The organism is Kitasatospora sp. NPDC022785, assembly GCF_055561295.1.
On sequence record NZ_JBVHHB010000013.1, the window covers coordinates 33,630 to 50,370 of the forward strand.

Sequence of the window (16,741 nt, forward strand, 5' to 3'; positions counted from 1 at the left end):
TTGCGCCGCCACCGGGCGGACTGACAGGCTCTGCGCCGTGATCGGTGACAGTACGCTCGCAGCAGGGGAGGAGACCGCCTCGTCCCGATGGTCGCCGACCCTCGCGCCGGCGCAGTCCCCGGGCCCGCAGCAGCTCGACCCGGCCGAGTTCGTCGAGGCTGCTCTCGCCGCCGCACCCGGCGACGCGGTCCTGCCGTCCGGGCCGCTGCCCGGGACGGCCGGCTTCGCCGTCGTGCTCGCGCCGTTCGCCGGCCTGGCCGGGCGGCGGCTGCTCGCCGCGCTCGACCCGGCGGTCGGCCTGTCGGCCGAACTACCGCAGATTGTGGCGGAGTTCACCGCGAGGACGGCCGCCGCACTGGGCGGTCTGGCGGCCCGCGCGCTGGTGCTGGAGCTCCGGGTGGCCAGGGTGGAGGGGCGACTGGCGGGCGCGACCCCGCCGGCCAGGTTCCGCGACTTCGTCGCCACCACCGGCACCCGGGGCGGCCTGGCCCGGTTGTTCGCCGAGTACCCGGTGCTGGCCCTGCTGGTCGGCCGTTCCTGCGTGAACGCCGTCGCGGCCATGGCCGAACTGCTCACCCGGTACACCGCCGACCGCACCGAACTGGTCGCCCGGCTGCTGGCCGGACGCGACCCGGGGCCCTTGGCCGCCGTGGACCGGACCACCGGTGACGCGCACCGGGGCGGCCGACGGGTCGCCGTACTGGGCTTCGCCGACGGCAGCCGGCTCGTCTACAAGCCCCGCCCGCTCGCGGCCGACCACCACTTCGGCGAACTGGTCGACTGGTTCAACTCCCGCCCCGGGACGCCCGGGTTGCGCACGCCCGCCCTGCTGACCCGTCCGGGATACGGCTGGTCGGAGTTCATCGAGGCCGGACCCTGCGCCTCCCCGGCCGAACTGGACCGGTTCTACCGGCGCCAGGGCGCGCTACTCGCCATCGCCCACGTCCTCGACCTCACCGACCTGCACCACGAGAACCTGATCGCCTGCGGCGACCACCCGGTGCCGGTGGACGTCGAGACGCTCTTCCACCCGCCCTCGCCCGAGGACCCCGCCGCCGCCGACCCGGCGGGCCGTGCGCTGGACGAGTCCGTCCAGCGGACCGGCCTGTTGCCCCAACTGATGCTCGGGGACGAGGCCGCGCTCGACCTCTCCGGCCTCGGAGGCGGCACCGACCACCGCTCGCCGCTGGAGGCGATCGGCTGGGAGGCCGCCGGCACCGACGAGATGCGGCTGGTGCGCCGGCCCGGCTCGGTCCCCGCCGGCGACAACCGCCCCCGGCTGGACGGCGCCGAAGCCGAGCCCGCCGCCCACGCCGAGGCACTGGTGGCCGGCTTCCGCGCCGGCTACCACGCGATCCTGACGGACCGGCAGAAGCTGGCCGGCCTGCTGCGCCGCTTCGCCGACGACGAGGTCCGCGTGGTCACCCGGGCGACCCAGGTCTACGCGACGGTCCTCGTCGAGGCCACCCACCCCGACGTGCTGCGGGAGCCGGCCGACCGGGAGGCGCTGCTGCGGCTGCTCGGTACGGACGCGGTGGACGACCGGGGCTGGCCGGGACTGCTCGGCCACGAGGTCGCCGAACTGGGGGAAGGCGACGTGCCGGTGTTCACGGCGCGGCCGGGCCGCGTCGACCTGTGGAGCGGTACCGGCGCCCGCATCCCCGGCGCCCTCGACCGGCCCGGACTGGCCCGGGTGACGGACCGCCTCGCCGCGATGGACGAGGCCGACCTCGCCGGACAGGAGCGGATCATCCGGGCGTCGCTGGCCTGCCGTGCCGCGAAAGCGGCCCATCCCGCCGCCGTGCCCGGCCCGCGCGCCGCCGAGCCGGGCGAACCGCCCGCTCCGGGGCGGCTGCTCGGCGCCGCCCGGGAGCTCGGCGACCTGCTGGTCGGGCGGGCCCACCGGGGGCGGGGGCGGGCGAACTGGCTGGGCGTGGAACCGCTCGGCGATCGGTACCGCAGGCTGGGGCCCTGCGGTGCCGACCTGGGGCACGGGTACACGGGCGTCGCGCTGTTCCTCGCCCAACTGGCCGCGGTCACCGGCGCGGACCGCTACGCCGGGACGGCGCTGGCCGCTCTGCAGCCGGTGCCGGAGCTGCTCGAACGGCTCGCCGCGCTCCCGGACGAGGACCTCGCCGCGGTCGGCTCGGGCGGCTTCACCGGGCTCGGCGGCATCCTGTACGCACTCACCGGCGTGGCAGCCGCCCTGGACGACGCCGGGGTGCGCGCCCTGATCGATCCGGCGGCCGCCCTGACCGTCCGGGCCGCCGGGGTCGAGCAGCCGACCGGTGTGCTCGACGGCACGGCGGGCGGCCTGGTCGCGCTGCTGGCCGCGCACCGCGTGAGTCCGTCGGCCGAGCTCCGGCGCGGCGCGGATGCCTGCGCCGACCGGCTCGCCGCCGCGCCCGTCCCGGCGGCGCCGGGCTTCGCCACCGGCGCCGCCGGGGTGGGCTGGGCGCTGCTCGGCTTCGCCGCCGCCGGGGGCGGCGAGCGGTACCGCCGGACGGGACTGGCCGCGCTGCGTTCGGCCGTGGCCGCGCTGCCGTCCGCCGGGGTGGACCTCTCCTGGTGCACGGGCTCGGCCGGGGTGGCGCTGGCGGTCGCCGACCGGGCCGAGGCGGTGGCGGACCCCGGGCTCGCCGAGACCGTCGCCGAGGTGGTCGGACGTCTCGCCGGCACCGGACCGTTGCCTGATCACAGCCTGTGTCACGGCGACTGGGGCGCACTGGAGTTGCTGCACCGGACGCCTGACCGTTCGGCACTGCGGGACCGGGCCGCCGCTGCGGCCCGGCGCGGCCCCCGCCGCGCCGCCCGGGCCGGGACCGCGTCGCCCGGACTGCTCACCGGCCTGGCCGGCCGCGGCCACGGCCTGCTGCGGCTCGGCTTCGCCGACCGCGTCCCGTCGGCCCTGCTGCTGCGGGAGCCGACCCCTGAACCGCCGTCGGCCCGACTCGTGTCCCGGGCCGCGGTCACCTCCGAGACCATCTGACGCCGACCTCCGAGATCGTCTGCAGTGGAAAGGAAACCGTTCATGAACACCACCGACCTCCTACCGCGCCGGAAGCAGCCCACCAGCGGATTCGGCGCCACCGGCGACCACCCGGCGGGTGAGATCCGGCTGCGGAGCGGCGGCGGACTCGGCCGTCGGTCCCGGCTGCTGCGCGAGGCCTCGGCGTTCCGCAGCACCAGTCAGTGGACCACCATCAGCCAGCCGGTCACCGACGAGCACAACTGACCGTTTCGAGGTGGTTCCGGCCGGTCGCCCGGCGGGCGCGTGCAAGGAGCGTGGTTATCTTCCTTTAGAGATCACTATTCATCACAAGTCCTGCACAGTAGCCTGCGAACGTGCGCAACACTTCCCCGACGACCATCGGCCGTGAGATCGAACTCGGCCTGCTCCGGAGCGCCCTGGCCGATCTTCAGCACAACGCGGGCCACGCGGTCTTCCTCTCGGGGGAGGCGGGGATCGGCAAGTCCCGGCTGGCGGGGGACTGTGCCGGGCGGGCCGAGTCGCTGGGCCTGCCCGTGCTGCGCGGCCGCGGCAGCCCGACCAGTGCCGGGATCCCCTACCGCCCGCTCATCGAGGCGTTGAACTCTCGCTTCCGGGTCGTCGGTGTCCCCGACGACCCGGAGCTGGAGCCCTACCGTCCGGCCCTGGGCCGGGTGATCCCGGAGTGGCGGCACACCGCCGTGCCCGGCTACCCCGAGAGCGCGGTCGAGCTGGCCGAGGCGATGCTGCGGCTGCTGGTCGTCATCGGCCGGGACGGCGGCTGCCTGCTCGTCCTGGAGGACCTGCACGAGGCCGACTCGGACACCATCGCCGTGGTGGACTACCTGGTCGACAACCTGGCGGGACTGCCGGTCCTCCTGGTGGCCACGCTGCGGCCCGAACCGGGGACCGCCCTGGAGCTGGCCCGGGGCGGCGAGCGCCGCCGGGTCGCCTCGGTGGCCGTCCTGGAGCCGCTCGGCATGTCCCAGATCGGCGCGCTCGCCGCCGGCTGCCTGGAGCTGCGGGCCGAGCAGGTGCCCGCCGCCGTGGTCGACCGGCTGAACACCTTCAGCAACGGGATCCCCTACCTCGTCGAGGAGTTGCTCGCCGAGATGGTCACCTCCGGGGCGCTGCGCCAGGACGGCGGCGACTGGCGGGTCACCGGTGACCTGGCGGCCGCCGTTCCGGCCAACGTGGTCAGCGGCCTGCGCCACCGGCTGGAGCAGCTCGATCCACAGGTGCGCGACCTGCTGCTGCTGGCCGCCACCCTCGGCACCGGCTTCTCGCTCGGCACGCTCAAGCTGATCACCGGCCACGGCACGCGGCTGCTGCTCGACCACCTGGCCGCGGCGGCCGCCTCGGGCTTCGTCGTCCCCGATCCCACCGCCGTCGACCAGTACGCCTTCCGGCACGCGCTCACGGCGGAGGCCCTGCTCGCCGGGCTGCCTCCGGCCGAGCGGGCCGTGATCGCCCTCCGGGCGGCCGAGGCGATCCTGGCGGCCGACCCGGCACTCTCCGACGAGCACTGCCAGCTGGTCGCGCACCTGCGGCAGTTGGGCGGCGACGGGCCGGGAGCGGCGCTGCTCTACGCCGAGGCGGGCCGCCGCACGCTCGCCGCGGGAGCCTCGACCACCGCCGTGCAACTGCTGGAGCGGGCCCATGAGCTGGCTGCGGCGACCGACCGCACCGACGTCGTCGAGTCGCTGGTCTACGCGCTGGCCGAGGCCGGGCAGCTGGACCGGGTGTTCACCCTGGCCGAGTCGTTACCGGATGCCGGGGCCGACGCGCTGGACATCGAGCGTCGCGTCGCCCTGCACACCAGGCTCGCCTGGGTGGCCGTGATCGCCGAGCGCGCCGCCGACACCCTGGCGCAGATCGCCGCGGCCCGTGCGCAGCTCGACGGCTCCGGGGATCCCCGCCAGACCGCCGCCCTCGACGTGGTCGAGGGCCACCTGGCGCTGCTGCCCGGCCACGGCGGGGCGACGGCGCAGACCGAGCGGCTGGCCCGCGAGGCGGCCGAGGTCGCCGAGCGCGAGAAGCTCCCCGTGGTGGCCTGCCAGGCGTGGCAGTTGCTGGCCCTGTTGGCCCGCGAACGCGGCTTCGACGAGGCGGACGCGTGCCTGGAGCGGATGCTCGCCGTCGCGGAGGCGCACACCCTGCCGGTCTGGCGGGTGGAGGCACTGCTGCGGCTCGGCGGGAACGCCTTCATGCGCACCGGTGACGCGCGTCGGATCCGGGAGGCCAGGGACGCCGCCCGCGACCTGGGGGCCCTCATCCTCGCCCAGCACGCGGAAGGCCTGCTGGCCATGGACGCCCTGCAGCGCGCCGACTTCCCGGCCGCCCGGGAGATCATCGACCGCTGCCTGGAGCCGAGTGCCAGGATGCGCAACCTCGGCATCCACCGCTACCTGCTGCTGGTGGCGGCAGCCCTCGCCGCCCACCAGGGCCGGCGGCGCCAGATGGAGCGGGAACTGCTCCGCTTCGAGCGCGCCGACGACTCCGCTTCCTTCCTCACGCCGGTCGTGCACGGCCTGTGCCGGGCCTTCTGCGCTCTCCTGGAGGAGAACCGCGCCCAGGCACTGGCCGAACTGGCCGCCGCGGCCGCCTGGGAGGACCGGCACCCCAACGTGTTCTACCTCAGCGGACGACACGGCCTCGGTCCGTTGCTCGCCGTCCTGGAGGGCACCGCCGACCGCGCGGCGTACGCGACGGTCCTGGCGGCACCGGCCTCCGCGCTGGCGTGGAACCGGCAGTTCCTCCTGCTCGCCGACGCCGTCCTGCTCGGACGCGAGGGCCGCGGCGGCGAGGCCGTCGCACGGGTGGAGGTGGCGGTGCAGGCGGCCCGGGGGTTCCCGACTGCCCGGCACCTCGGGCTGCGCCTGGTCGCCGAGGCGGCCCTCGCCGACGGCTGGGGAGATCCCGTCGGCTGGCTGCGCACTGCCGAGGAGCACTTCCACGAGGCCGGCGTCCGTTCCGTCGCCGGTGCCTGCCGATCGCTGATCCGGCAGGCGGGCGTGTCGGTCGCACAGCGGCGCACCGGGCGGGAGTTGATCCCCGAGGCGCTGCGGGCGAGCGGGGTGACGCCACGTCAGTACGACGTGTTCGTCATGCTCGTGGAGCGCCTCGGGAACCAGGACATCGCCCAGCGGCTGTCGATATCGCCCCGCACGGTGGAGAAGCACATCGCCGGCCTGCTCCACAAGACCGGCAGTGCGGGCCGCGCGGAGCTGTGCCGCCTCGCCAGGGAGCTGTGCGGGGACTGACCGGCCCGCGGTGCCCGGTCTCCGGAGGTTCCGCGGGGGCGGGGTCTCCCTCGCCCCCGCGGACCTGCCGCTCCTACGCCCCGGGGGCGAGGAAGTCCGGGACATGGGTGCCGAGGCCCTGCTCCTGTGCCCGGTGGTGGACCAGGTCGGCGACGGCCAGGTCGAGGACGCCCAGGCCGAAGGGCGAGAAGACCGTGAGCGCCTTGGGGTCGCGGTGGCAGCGGCCGGCGGTGAGGACGGCACCGATGGAGTCGGCGATGAAGTCGCGGTGACCGGCCTGCTGTTCGGCCAGGTGCAACGAGGTGGCCTCGCGGCACACGTGGTCGCCGTCGTCGACGACGTTGACGCTGGACAGGATGGTCTCCGGGGTGAGGTCGCGCAGGGACAGGTGGAGCAGCAGTGTCCCGGGCCGGCAGGGGGAGGGGTCCAGGTGCGGGGTGGACGCGGTGGTGGCGAGGGAGACCAGCGGGTGGGCCGCCAGGGCGTCCTCGATCCGCTCGGCGGTGGCGGTCTTGAGCCCGGGCAGCCGGGCCGCGCACCGCTCGGCGAAGGCCTTCGCGCGGGCCGGGTCGAGATCGAACAGGGTGACCTCGGCCAGGTCGGGCAGCAGGGCGCGCAGGAAGGTGAGCACCTCGAAGTTGATCACGCCGCAGCCGATCAGCGTGACGCCGGTCTGCGGCTCCCGCGGCGCGAGCGTCACGGCAGCGAGCGCGGCGGAGGCCGCGGTGCGCCGGGCGGAGATCACCGAGCCCTCCAGCAGCACCTCGGGGTGGCCGGTGCGCATCGAGTTGAGGATGACGGCCGCCGAGGCGCGTTCCAGCCCGGAGGCCGGGTTGCCCGGGAAGGACGAGATCCACTTGATACCGGCGACCGGCTTCCGGTCCCCGGTGTCCCCGGTGTCCCCGAGGTAGGCGGGCAGGGCGATGATCCGGTTGCGGGCCTCCTCGGGGAACCGCAGGAAGAGCGAGTGCGGAACGGCGGTCCGGCCGGCCGTGTGCAGCCGGTAGGCCCGGCTCACCGCCTCGACCACCTGGTGCTCCGCACCGTCCAGGACCTGCCGTACGTCTCGGGCTGTCAGGATCAGCATGCTGTCACCTCGGCCACCGGACTGTTCTCCCTCCACAGGTGGGAGACGTCGCCGAAGTGCGACGTCACCCAGTCGTCGTTGTAGATCGTGTCGAGGTAGCGTTCGCCCCGGTCGGGGAGGATCACGGCGCAGGTCGCGCCGGGCCGGATCCGCTCGCTCATCCGCCGGACCGCGGCGAGCACCGCACCCGACGAGCCGCCGGCGAGGATCGCCTCACGGTTCGCCAGCCGCCGGCAGCTGACCACGCAGTCCAGATCGCTGACGTGCACCACTTCGTCCGCGAGGCCGTCCTGGTGGAGCGCCGGCCGGACGGCGGCGCCGTGACCGGGGATGAGCCGGGGTGCCGGCCTTCGCCCGAAGATGACGCTGCCCTCGGCGTCGACGGCCACGAGCGTGACCGGGAGCTGCTGCTCCCGCGCGTACTCGGCGCAGCCGCGCAGTGTTCCGCACGAACTGGTCGCGCAGAACAGGTAGTCCAGGCTGCCGGGAACGGCCTCGCAGATCTCCCGCATCGTCGCGTGGTGCGAGCGCGGGTTGAGCGGGTTCGAGTACTGGTCCGGCCAGTAGGCGTGCTCGGTCCCGGCGAGGATCTCGCGCACCCGCCGGATCCGCACCGGCAGGTACTCGCCGGTGACCGGGTCGGTCCGGGTGACCACCTCGACCTCGGCGCCCAGCGCCCGCATGACGGCGATGTTCTGGCGGTTGGCGCGGGGGTCCACCACGCAGATGAAGCGGATCCCGAAGTATCCGCAGACCTGGGCGAGCCCGATGCCCAGGTTGCCCGAGCTGGACTCGACGACGACCGACCGTCCGGGAAGCAGCCGGCCGGACCGGATGCCCTCGCGCAACAGCTCCAGCGCGGAGCGGTCCTTGATGGAGCCGCCCGGGTTGTGCGCCTCCAGCTTGGCGAAGAGGCGGAAGCGGCCGGCCGGGTCGATCCTGGTCAGCTCGACCAGCGGCGTCCGGCCCACGGTCTGGAGCACGCCGGCCGGAACGGTGTCAGACATGCGCATGGGCCCCGCCGGTGAGACCGGCACCACGGGTGCCATCGGTCCGCCGGTCGAGTGGCGGTTCGCGGTCGGGGAGCCGGATCGCATGCTGCTCCTCGTCGTCGACGACCTGGTACGTGCAGGTGTCGGTGGCTTCCTCGTCCACAACGGCCCTCCTGGCTCCGGGTTTGACACTGCGACGGGGCGAGCCTGCCGGGCGCCGGGGAACGGCGGCAAGAGACAAACGGGCAGCAGGAACAGCATGCGCGCCCTGCCGCCGTGTCCTTGGCGGCCGGTGGATGTCACCGGCGAGGGCGTTCGGGCGTTCGGGCGTCAGGCGTTCGGGGCGGACTCGGCGGCGCGGCGAGGGAGCGGGCGGAGCGCGCCGAGGAGGACCGTCCAGGCGGTCAGGACCCACCCCTTCCGGGCGGGCCGGCTCAAGGTGTGGCGCGAGCCCGCCCCGGCCACCCTCGGCCACCGGCACCGGCCCCACTCCGGGGCGGCTGCACCGGCCGGCCGGCGACGAACTCGCGGGCGGCGGGCACGACGTGGCCTCCGGGCAGCCCTTCCAGGACCACCTGGCGCGCCGGACCGAGCCGACCGCCGGCGGTCCGGAGGTCCACCGGGTCGGCGGCGACCACCTCGGGGTGCTGCAGCCGCCGCACGTCGCGGGGCTCGCCGAGGTCCTCGACCGGCTGACGGCGCAGACGGACTGATGGCCGGACCGAGAGGTCGGCTCCCCGCGGCCCGGTCCGCCGGTGGTCGTACCGCGCCGTCCGCGGACAGGCCGAACCGGCCGCCCTCCCGGGGCTTCGGGAGACGGCCCGTTCGGCCGGGCTCACTCCTGGCCGGCTCCGGCCGGGTCGGTGCCGACGCACCACTCCAGCACCGCGCGGGCGCTGTGGTACTTGTTCTCGGCCTGCTCGAAGGCGATCGAGGCGGGCCCGTCGAGCACCTCGGCGGTCACCTCGTCGCCGCGGTGCGCGGGCAGGTCGTGCATGAACAGCGCATCGGGAGTGGCGTCCATGACGGCCTTGTCCACCCGGAACGGCTCGAAGGCGATCCGCCAGTCGGGGTCGGGCTTCGTCGTGCCGGTGGTCTGCCATCGGGTGGTGTAGACCACGTCGACCTGGGGCAGGTCGGCCATGTCGTGCCGCTGCTCCACCAGCGCGCCGCTGCCCGCCGCGTACTCGGCGGCCCGGTCGAGGTAGCGCTGTTCGACCCCGTACCCGCCCGGAGTTCGCAGGTGCAGCTCCGTCCCGGGGTAACGGGACAGCGCCAACGTCAGCGCCGATGCGGTGTTGTTGCCCTCGCCGACATAGAGCACCCGCAGACCCTCGATCCGCCCGAACCGGCCGAGCAGCGTGGTGAGGTCGGTGAGCGCCTGGGTGGGGTGCTCGGCGGCGCTCATCGCGTTGATGACGGCCATCCGCCGTTGGGCGGCGAAGGCCCGCAGCTCGGCCTCGCTGCCAACGGTCCTGGCCACCAGGACGTCGAGCATCCGGGACAGCACCGCGGCGGTGTCCTCGACGGTTTCCCCGGTGTTCTCCTGCAGGTCGTCGGGGCCGTAAGAAATCAACCGGCCGCCCAGACGCAGCGTTCCGGCCGCGAAGGCGGTGCGGGTGCGGGTGGAGGTCTTGCGGAACAGGACGCCCACGACAGCGTCGTGCAGCGGGCGGGCGTCCTCGCAGCGACCGGCCGCGAAGTCGGCGCCCCGCTGCACGATGCGGTGCATCTCCTCGAAGCCGAGGTCGTCGATCGAGATCAGGTGGCGGTGTTGCGGACGGGACATTCCGTCCTCCTTTCTTGGCGGTACGTCAGGTCCGTCAGATCGTTCGCAGGCCCTGCAGCAGCACGTCGAGGCCGCGGTCGAGGAGCGCGAGGTCGACGGTCAGCGGTGGCAGCAGCTTGACCACCTCGTCGTCGCGGCCGCAGAGTTCGACGATCAGCCCCTGCTCGAAGGCGTGGCGCTGCAGCCGGTCGGCGCGCAGCGGGCCACCGGAGGCGCCGAGGTCGATGCCGAGCGCCATCCCGCATCCGCGCGTCACCAGGTCCTGCCCCAGCTCGTCCAGTTCGCCGCAGAACCGGTCCAGGCGTTCGATCGCGGCGGCGAGGTGGGTGTGGAAGGAGTCCTGTCGCCACAGCTCGCAGGCCGCGGTGGCGGCGACGAAGGCCAGTTGGTTGCCGCGGAAGGTCCCGGTGTGCTCACCGGGCTCCCAGGCGTCCAGCTCCCGCTTGAAGAGCACCATCGACAGCGGAAGCCCGTAGCCGCTGAGCGACTTGGACAGCGTCACCACGTCCGGGACGATCCCGGCGTGTTCGAAGCAGAAGAACCGGCCGGAGCGGCCGCAGCCCGACTGGATCTCGTCGAGGATCAGCAGGATCCCGTGCCGCTCTGTGAGTTCGCGCAGATCCCGCAGCCACGCGCTGCTCGCCGGGTAGACACCGCCCTCCATCTGCATCGGCTCGAGGATCACCGCGGCCGGCAGGTCGACGCCCGAGGACCGGTCGGCGAGCATCCGCTCCAGGTATCCGATCGAGTCGAACGGGCCCTGCGGACCGTCCTCGTAGGGGATGAACGTGACGTCCTGCCCGCTGACCCCGCCCGCCCGGCGGGCCCGGCGGCTGCCGGTCACCGCGAGCGAGCCGCGCGACATGCCGTGGTACGCGCCGGTGAACGCGACCACGCCGGTGCGGCCGGTGTGCTTGCGGGCGAGCTTGAGCGCGGCCTCCACGGCGTCGGTCCCGGTCGGGCCGGTGAACTGCGCCTTGTAGTCCAGCCCGCGGGGCCGCAGCACGGTGTCGGCGAAGGCGGTCAGGAACTCCCGCTTGGCCACGGTGTACATGTCCAGGCCGTGCGCGATGCCGTCGGCGGCGAGGTACCCGGCGACCCGGGCCTTGATGAAGTCGTTGTTGTGCCCGTAGTTGAGTGTCCCCGCGCCGCAGAAGAAGTCGGTGAACGTCCGGCCGTCCTCGGCGTGCAGCTCGACACCCTTGGCCCGCTCGAAGACGGCCGGGAACTTGCGGCAGTACAGCCGGACCTCCGACTCCAGCTCCTCGAAGATCTTGAACTCGTGCTCCGGCAAAGACTCCTGGCCGGTGTTCGGGGTGTCCTCGGCGATGTCCATCGGGTCCTCTCGGCAGGGATCGAACCCGCGGGGGACCGCTCGGGGCGGGCGTCCGCGGGTGGAGGGAGGGCGGCCATGCCCGCCGGACGGACATGGGCAGGAGCAGCGTGCCGCCGGACCGCGGCACGGCGCCAGGGAACGAGTGGCAGGCTCGGCGCCGCGGCGCTGCGCGTTTGTCCCGGTCCGGCGTCCCGGGGCGGCCGGCCGGTCAGATCAACCCGGTCCGCACGGCGTGGGCCACCGCGTGGGACCTGTTGTGCACCTGCAGCTGGCCCATCAGCTCGTAGATCACGTTCTTGACGGTGTGCTTGGAGCAGGACAGCGTCCGGGCGATCGCCTCGTTGCCGTGCCCGTCCGCCATCAGCCGCAACACCTCGATCTGGCGGTCCGTCAGCGGCGGGGTGCCCGCGCGCCGGCCGGTGCCGGCCGGCTCCGGCGACCCGTTGAGCAGGCAGGCCAGCACCGGGTGGGAGAGCCGGCCCTCGCCGCGGTGGGCCGAGTGGACGGCCGCCGCCAGTCGCGTCGGCGTCGCCTCGGCGGAGAGCAGCATGGCCCGCGCGCCCGCCTTCAGCGCCCGCAGCACACCGTGCCGGGACAGCACGTCGGCCACCACCACCAACAGCCGCTCGCCGCTGCCCGGAAGGGCGGGCCGGCAGGCTTCGATCGCGCCCTCCACGGTGTCGCCGACGGCCACCAGCACGTCCCGCGACGACGGCTCCGGCGCACGGACCGGACGGAGCCCCGCGACCGTCAGCTTGGCCTCCACCGCCGCTCGCGCCACCGCGTCGCTCGACCGCACCCGCACCCTGGGTCCCGCGGCGGGGAGGGCCGCCGTCGCCGCGGTCACAGCAGACCCGCCCGCAGTGCGAACGCCACCGCGTGTGCGCGGTTGCGCAGTCGGAACCGCCGGGTCACGTCGTACACGACGGTGGTCACGGTGCGGGACGAGTAGCACAGTTCACGCGCGATCTCCTCGGTCTCCCGGCCGTCGGCGACCAGCCGCAGGACCGCCTGCTCCCGCTCCGACAGCTCCCACCCGGCCGGCGCCGCCACCCCGCCCGAGCGGCGGGTGCCGCCCCCGTGCTCGAGGAGCCCGTCCAGCAGGTCCGGCGGGAGCGTGCAGTCGCCCGCGGCGGCCGCCACGACGGTCCACGCCAGCCGCTCCACGGTGGCCTCGGAGCGGCGCAGCAGTCCTCGGGTGCCGGCCGCGAACGCCTGGACCGCGTCGCCGGCCGCGAGCTCCGTCGCGACCAGCACGATCTCCCGGCGCTGGTCCGCCTCCCGGGACGCCCGCACCGTGTCCATCACCTGCGGGGTCACCCGGTCCACCATGATGACCGTGACCTGTGCCGGCTCCCCGGGCGGCGCCACCGCGATGTCGCCGTGGTGCTGCAGACTGGTCCGCGCACCGGCCTCCAGCACCGGGTCCTGCGCGACGATGCTGACTCTCACCGGTTCGCCCATCGGCTCCTCCTGGGGATCTGGCCCGTACCCGACAGGAAGAGATCATCGACCGGTGAGCGCCCGGCGGGCATCGGGTGAGGGCCCCCAGATTTCCCGACCCGGCCGCGGGCCGGACCGGCACCGACCTGCGCGGCCGCTCGCACACGACCCTCGCCGCCCGCCCGGCGCCGCCCACCGTGCGTACCGTCCCGCGCCGCACAGCCGTGGAGCGAACCGCCGTGCGCCCGTCGGGGCGCGCCGGGAGACATGCGGGAAACATGGGGGCGATGCCCCCATGACGGGACGGGGCCGTCCGTCGACGGTCCCGGCCCGTGTCCGGGTACCGGCCCGGCCGGATCGGCGGTGTCCGGTATCGGAGCCCGAAGGTCCGGATACCGGTCCGGCGCGGACCTCGTGGACGCGGGAAGCGCGGACCGCATCCTCGGAACCCGCCCGGCGAGCCCGCCGAAGTCCGTGCGAGGGCAGGCGCGCCTGCCCGATCGGGCAGTGTCGGCATGCGCCGCCCGATCCCCGAAAGCATCCCGTTGACACCGAAGTTGGTCTAGTCCACCGTGGTGAAACGAGGTCGTCCACATGAGTCCTGCGGAGCCCCGCGATCCGGTACTGACACCGCTCGGGACTCACCGACGCCCTCAACTCGACTACTTCACCGCGGTTTTGAGCGAGTCCATGCGGCATTGCCATGGCTTGATCCTCGGACGGGCACATGGATCTGACGATCAGACGGAGAATCCCACACCATGCAACGAGTCTGCCTCGCCCTGCCCACCATGCGTCCCTGCCCGGGCACTATCGTGGACCTCGCCGAGGAGGCGGCCTACGCCGTCGCGAACTTCGGGGTCGAGGTGCACCTCCTCGTCCTCGACACCACCGACGCCGCCGAATTCGCGCAGAACGCGGATGCCGTGGCCTCACTGGCCCCCACTCCCGGCGTGTTCGTCCATCACCTCGGCGAGGCGCAGCAGCGGGAGTTCCTGCGCCGGGTGGCCGAGCGCTCCGGCGCCCCCGACCCCGAGCTGCTGCTCGACCTGATGCTCCCGCGGGCCGTCGCGTACGGTTCCTGCGTCAACCGGCTCTTCCTGGGCGCGGCCGCCCTGGGCTGCACCTCGGCGCACCTGCGCAACGACGACGCCGACTTCCAGGTCATCGACGGTCGGAAGGTCTTCCCGATCCACCAGGAGCTGCTCTCGATCGGCCGGCCGGCCGGCGAAGCGGTGGCCGGCGTGTCCCGCTCCGAGCTCGACCCGGCCGACGCGGACAAGCCGGTGATGCTGGTCAGTGGCTCCTTCATCGGCGAACTCAACGTGGACATCGGCGAGATCCACGAGATGGACCCGGCCGTCTACCGCGACCTGGTGCGTCTGTGGACCCCGCCGGTGTGGTCGGAGGAGGACAGGGACGCGATGGTGGACGTCTCCTTCAAGGGCGCCGGCTCCGAGCCGTTCACCACCGACCACTCCGTCGTCGGCGTGCCCGACATCTGGGACGTCTACATGTGCAACATCGCCCTGGACCACCGGGCCTACGAGGTGCTGCCGCTGCTGCCCTCGATCGAGACCATCGGCAGCGACTACGCCCTGCTGCACGCCATGGTCCACGCCCGGCTGCCCGGCGTCGTCCACAACCGCCACATCGTCAACTACTACACGCCCGAACGTCGCATCGGCGCCGGCTTCCTCTCCTACCAGATGCGGTTCGTCAAGTTCCTGCTCTCGATGCTGTACCTGTACCCGGTCTACGGCGGGATGATCGACCTCGGCCGCGGGATGCTGGACGAGCGGCACGGGCTGAAGGTCGAGCCGATCCTCGACCTGGTTCGGGGCAGCGTCGACTGGGACCGGGCCGGGAACGAGCACTGCCTGGACGTCCTGGACCGCTCCTACCGCAAGCTGGGCGGCAAGTACGCCGAACTCGCGGACGTGGTGGCCGGGAAGCGGCAGCAGCTCCTGGACGAGGCGCAGGAGGACGCAGGGCGCTGGGCGGTCCTGGTGGAGGCCTGGGCGGGGATGGTGGCCGCCGCCCGCGCAGAGGGCCTCCGCCCCGGCGTGGACGGGGCGGCCGGGTGAGCGAGGACTTCCTGATGCGGCGGCTGGCCGACGACGACCGGGACGCCGGGTCGCGCCGGAACACGACGCCTACGCGGCCGACGGCCTGTCGGATGGCCGGGAGACACTGCGGTCCCGTGCTCTCGGCTCGCCGGAGACCTGTCGTGCCGGAGCAGCGCGGCACGGTCAGCTGTTGTCCGGGTGGTAGACGCTGAGGTCGCCGTAGGCGGCCAGGACGCCGGCCAGGTCGCCGGGTTTGCCTTGGAGAACGGCGTCCAGGAAGGCGAGAGTGGCTGCGGCGACGACGCGCGGGCTCTCGGTGCGGCCCAGGGAGCCGACGATCGAGGGCACGGGCGGCAGGTACAGGGGGCCGTCCATGAAAGTGAGATGTGCGGCGCCGGGGATGGTGAGCCGGTAGCTCGTCGCGGCGCCGGACTCGAGCACCTCGGTGAGGCGGGGTATGTAGCGCGGGTCCGTTCCCGGGGTGATGGCCTGGGTGAGCGCGAGCGTCGGCTGGCCGAGGGAGGGCGAGGTGGGGCCGTGGGGGTAGCCGTCCAGATCGATGACGGCGTCGAACCGGCGGTCCTGCCGGGCTGCCTGCAGGGCGGCAGCGCCACCCATGGAGTGGCCGGCCACCGCGACCCGGCCGGTGTCCAGGCGTCCGGTCAGCGGGCCGGCGATCTCACCTCGGTCCAGGCTTTCCAGCCGGGTGAGGACGAAGCCGAGGTCGGCGGCTCGAACCGCTGTCCAGCCGGCCGCCAGCTCGTCGTCCTTGTCCGGGTCGCCGGTGGAGGCGGTCTCGGTGTCGATGGTCCGGCCGTCGGCGAGGACGACGGCGGCGGAGTCGTACGGGTGGTCGAGGGCGGCGACCACGTAGCCGTGGCTGGCCAGTTCCTCCGCCCAGGCGGTGTTCTGGGTGCGCACTCCGCCCGACCCGGGAGAGAACAGCACGACGGGGAACCGTCCCCCCTTGCTGTCCACCGGGGCGTCGACGACCGCATGGGTGCGGGCACGCGGAACACCGTCGACCAGGAAGCCGGGCAGGCCGACTCCGCGGGCGAGGGCGTCGGAGACGGTGCGCGCCTCCTGCTCCGTGCGTCCGAGGTACTGGGCCCGCTGCGCGCCTGCGGGGCTCTTCTGGGCGGGGTACCAGAGCTGGACCACGACGGTGCGCCGGTCGTCCGGATCGGCGGTGAAGGTCTCGGGGCGGCGTGGGTCGGTCCACTGCACCACGCGGGTGCCGACCGCGAAGTCGCCCGACGGTTCGGGGAACACGGGCACGGGAAAGGCCCAGGCGGCCACCGGGCCCGTGGCGATCATGCCGATGCAGGCCACCGATCCCGGCAACGCCAGCCACCAGCGGGCCCGCCACGCCGGCCGGCCGGCACGGCGTCGCAGCAGGGGGGCCAAGGCGAACGGCAACGCGAAGGCGGCGCCTGCCAGTACCGGCAGCATCTGCCAGCGGATCCCCGCCACACTCAGCGCGATCGCGGACAGCAGGAGAACCGCCCCGGCCGCAGTCGTGACGCGTGGGCGGGCGGCGGGGGGAAGCCAGCGCGCCACCACCAGCGCGACGGCAGCCGGCACGGCAAGAAATTCCAGAGGGGACATGGACAGTCCCGCGATGATCTCGGTCACCCGGCCATACTCGGCGCCGGGGATGCGCTGCCACATCGATCCCGGGTCGCCATCGTGTGCAACCGGGGTCGCAATCCGTGGCAGGTCCCTGTGCAACCGGGGTCGCAATCGAGCACGCCGGATCAGCGGCCGCCCTAC

The 16,741-nt window shown here is 74.0% G+C and carries 13 protein-coding genes; 5 read left to right on the top strand and 8 right to left on the bottom strand.

Annotated elements, in window-relative coordinates; translation table 11 throughout:
* The first annotated feature begins 37 nt into the window (after positions 1-37).
* The 3 genes from ACZ3YO_RS21355 (at position 38) to ACZ3YO_RS21365 (ending at position 6,252) form a co-directional block, all read left to right on the top strand.
* On the top strand, positions 38-2,989 hold the full coding sequence (locus ACZ3YO_RS21355) for a type 2 lanthipeptide synthetase LanM family protein (RefSeq protein WP_465571461.1): 2,952 nt from the start codon (positions 38-40) through the stop codon (positions 2,987-2,989).
* A 42-nt stretch (positions 2,990-3,031) separates the two neighbouring features.
* Positions 3,032-3,235 (top strand): hypothetical protein, encoded by a 204-nt coding sequence (locus ACZ3YO_RS21360; protein WP_465571463.1) that lies wholly within the window; start codon positions 3,032-3,034, stop codon positions 3,233-3,235.
* Between the two features lie 110 nt (positions 3,236-3,345).
* Positions 3,346-6,252: a helix-turn-helix transcriptional regulator gene (locus tag ACZ3YO_RS21365; protein ID WP_465571465.1), complete on the top strand. Its 2,907-nt coding sequence runs from the start codon at positions 3,346-3,348 to the stop codon at positions 6,250-6,252.
* A gap of 73 nt (positions 6,253-6,325) precedes the next feature.
* Here the strand turns inward: ACZ3YO_RS21365 and sbnB are convergent, their stop codons facing one another.
* From sbnB to ACZ3YO_RS21380, 3 genes are read right to left on the bottom strand one after another with little or no spacing between them, the layout of a single operon-like run.
* Positions 6,326-7,339, bottom strand: coding sequence for a 2,3-diaminopropionate biosynthesis protein SbnB (gene sbnB / locus ACZ3YO_RS21370; RefSeq protein WP_465571467.1), 1,014 nt, complete (start codon positions 7,337-7,339; stop codon positions 6,326-6,328).
* Positions 7,333-8,346 (bottom strand): 2,3-diaminopropionate biosynthesis protein SbnA, encoded by a 1,014-nt coding sequence (sbnA, locus tag ACZ3YO_RS21375; protein ID WP_465571468.1) that lies wholly within the window; start codon positions 8,344-8,346, stop codon positions 7,333-7,335. Before sbnA ends, sbnB begins: the two co-directional genes overlap by 7 nt.
* Positions 8,339-8,494, bottom strand: coding sequence for a hypothetical protein (locus ACZ3YO_RS21380; RefSeq protein ID WP_465571471.1), 156 nt, complete (start codon positions 8,492-8,494; stop codon positions 8,339-8,341). Before ACZ3YO_RS21380 ends, sbnA begins: the two co-directional genes overlap by 8 nt.
* A 382-nt stretch (positions 8,495-8,876) precedes the next feature.
* Here ACZ3YO_RS21380 and ACZ3YO_RS21385 point away from each other — a divergent pair, with 382 nt between their 5' ends.
* On the top strand, positions 8,877-9,044 hold the full coding sequence (locus ACZ3YO_RS21385) for a hypothetical protein (RefSeq protein ID WP_465571474.1): 168 nt from the start codon (positions 8,877-8,879) through the stop codon (positions 9,042-9,044).
* Positions 9,045-9,166: 122 nt separating this feature from the next.
* On the opposite strand, the gene ACZ3YO_RS21390 is transcribed toward ACZ3YO_RS21385, so the two are convergent.
* From ACZ3YO_RS21390 to ACZ3YO_RS21405, 4 genes are all read right to left on the bottom strand, one after another.
* Positions 9,167-10,120: an ornithine carbamoyltransferase gene (locus ACZ3YO_RS21390; protein WP_465571477.1), complete on the bottom strand. Its 954-nt coding sequence runs from the start codon at positions 10,118-10,120 to the stop codon at positions 9,167-9,169.
* A gap of 34 nt (positions 10,121-10,154) precedes the next feature.
* A complete protein-coding gene (gene ectB, locus ACZ3YO_RS21395; protein ID WP_465571480.1) occupies positions 10,155-11,456 on the bottom strand; it encodes a diaminobutyrate--2-oxoglutarate transaminase in 1,302 nt (433 codons plus the stop codon).
* A 208-nt stretch (positions 11,457-11,664) separates the two neighbouring features.
* A complete protein-coding gene (locus ACZ3YO_RS21400; RefSeq protein ID WP_465571483.1) occupies positions 11,665-12,255 on the bottom strand; it encodes a helix-turn-helix transcriptional regulator in 591 nt (196 codons plus the stop codon).
* Between the two features lie 44 nt (positions 12,256-12,299).
* Entirely contained in the window at positions 12,300-12,920 is a 621-nt protein-coding gene (locus tag ACZ3YO_RS21405) for a response regulator transcription factor (RefSeq protein WP_465571485.1), read from the bottom strand.
* Positions 12,921-13,660: 740 nt separating this feature from the next.
* On the opposite strand from ACZ3YO_RS21405, the gene ACZ3YO_RS21410 reads away from it, so the two are divergent.
* Positions 13,661-14,986 carry a DUF6271 family protein gene (locus ACZ3YO_RS21410; RefSeq protein WP_465571488.1) on the top strand — a complete coding sequence of 442 codons (1,326 nt, stop codon included), beginning with the start codon at positions 13,661-13,663 and terminating at the stop codon, positions 14,984-14,986.
* A 165-nt stretch (positions 14,987-15,151) separates the two neighbouring features.
* On the opposite strand, the gene ACZ3YO_RS21415 is transcribed toward ACZ3YO_RS21410, so the two are convergent.
* Positions 15,152-16,639 carry an alpha/beta hydrolase family protein gene (locus tag ACZ3YO_RS21415; RefSeq protein WP_465571491.1) on the bottom strand — a complete coding sequence of 496 codons (1,488 nt, stop codon included), beginning with the start codon at positions 16,637-16,639 and terminating at the stop codon, positions 15,152-15,154.
* Positions 16,640-16,741 lie beyond the last annotated feature (102 nt).

Excerpts from the sequence above, each read along its gene's own strand:
- ACZ3YO_RS21360 (WP_465571463.1), top strand. The coding sequence starts at position 3,032 with ATGAACACCACCGACCTCCTACCGCGCCGGAAGCAGCCCACCAGCGGA.
- sbnB (WP_465571467.1), bottom strand. The coding sequence starts at position 7,339 with ATGCTGATCCTGACAGCCCGAGACGTACGGCAGGTCCTGGACGGTGCG.
- sbnA (WP_465571468.1), bottom strand. The coding sequence starts at position 8,346 with ATGTCTGACACCGTTCCGGCCGGCGTGCTCCAGACCGTGGGCCGGACG.
- ACZ3YO_RS21390 (WP_465571477.1), bottom strand. The coding sequence starts at position 10,120 with ATGTCCCGTCCGCAACACCGCCACCTGATCTCGATCGACGACCTCGGC.
- ectB (WP_465571480.1), bottom strand. The coding sequence starts at position 11,456 with ATGGACATCGCCGAGGACACCCCGAACACCGGCCAGGAGTCTTTGCCG.
- ACZ3YO_RS21405 (WP_465571485.1), bottom strand. The coding sequence starts at position 12,920 with ATGGGCGAACCGGTGAGAGTCAGCATCGTCGCGCAGGACCCGGTGCTG.
- ACZ3YO_RS21410 (WP_465571488.1), top strand. The coding sequence starts at position 13,661 with ATGCAACGAGTCTGCCTCGCCCTGCCCACCATGCGTCCCTGCCCGGGC.
- ACZ3YO_RS21415 (WP_465571491.1), bottom strand. The coding sequence starts at position 16,639 with ATGTGGCAGCGCATCCCCGGCGCCGAGTATGGCCGGGTGACCGAGATC.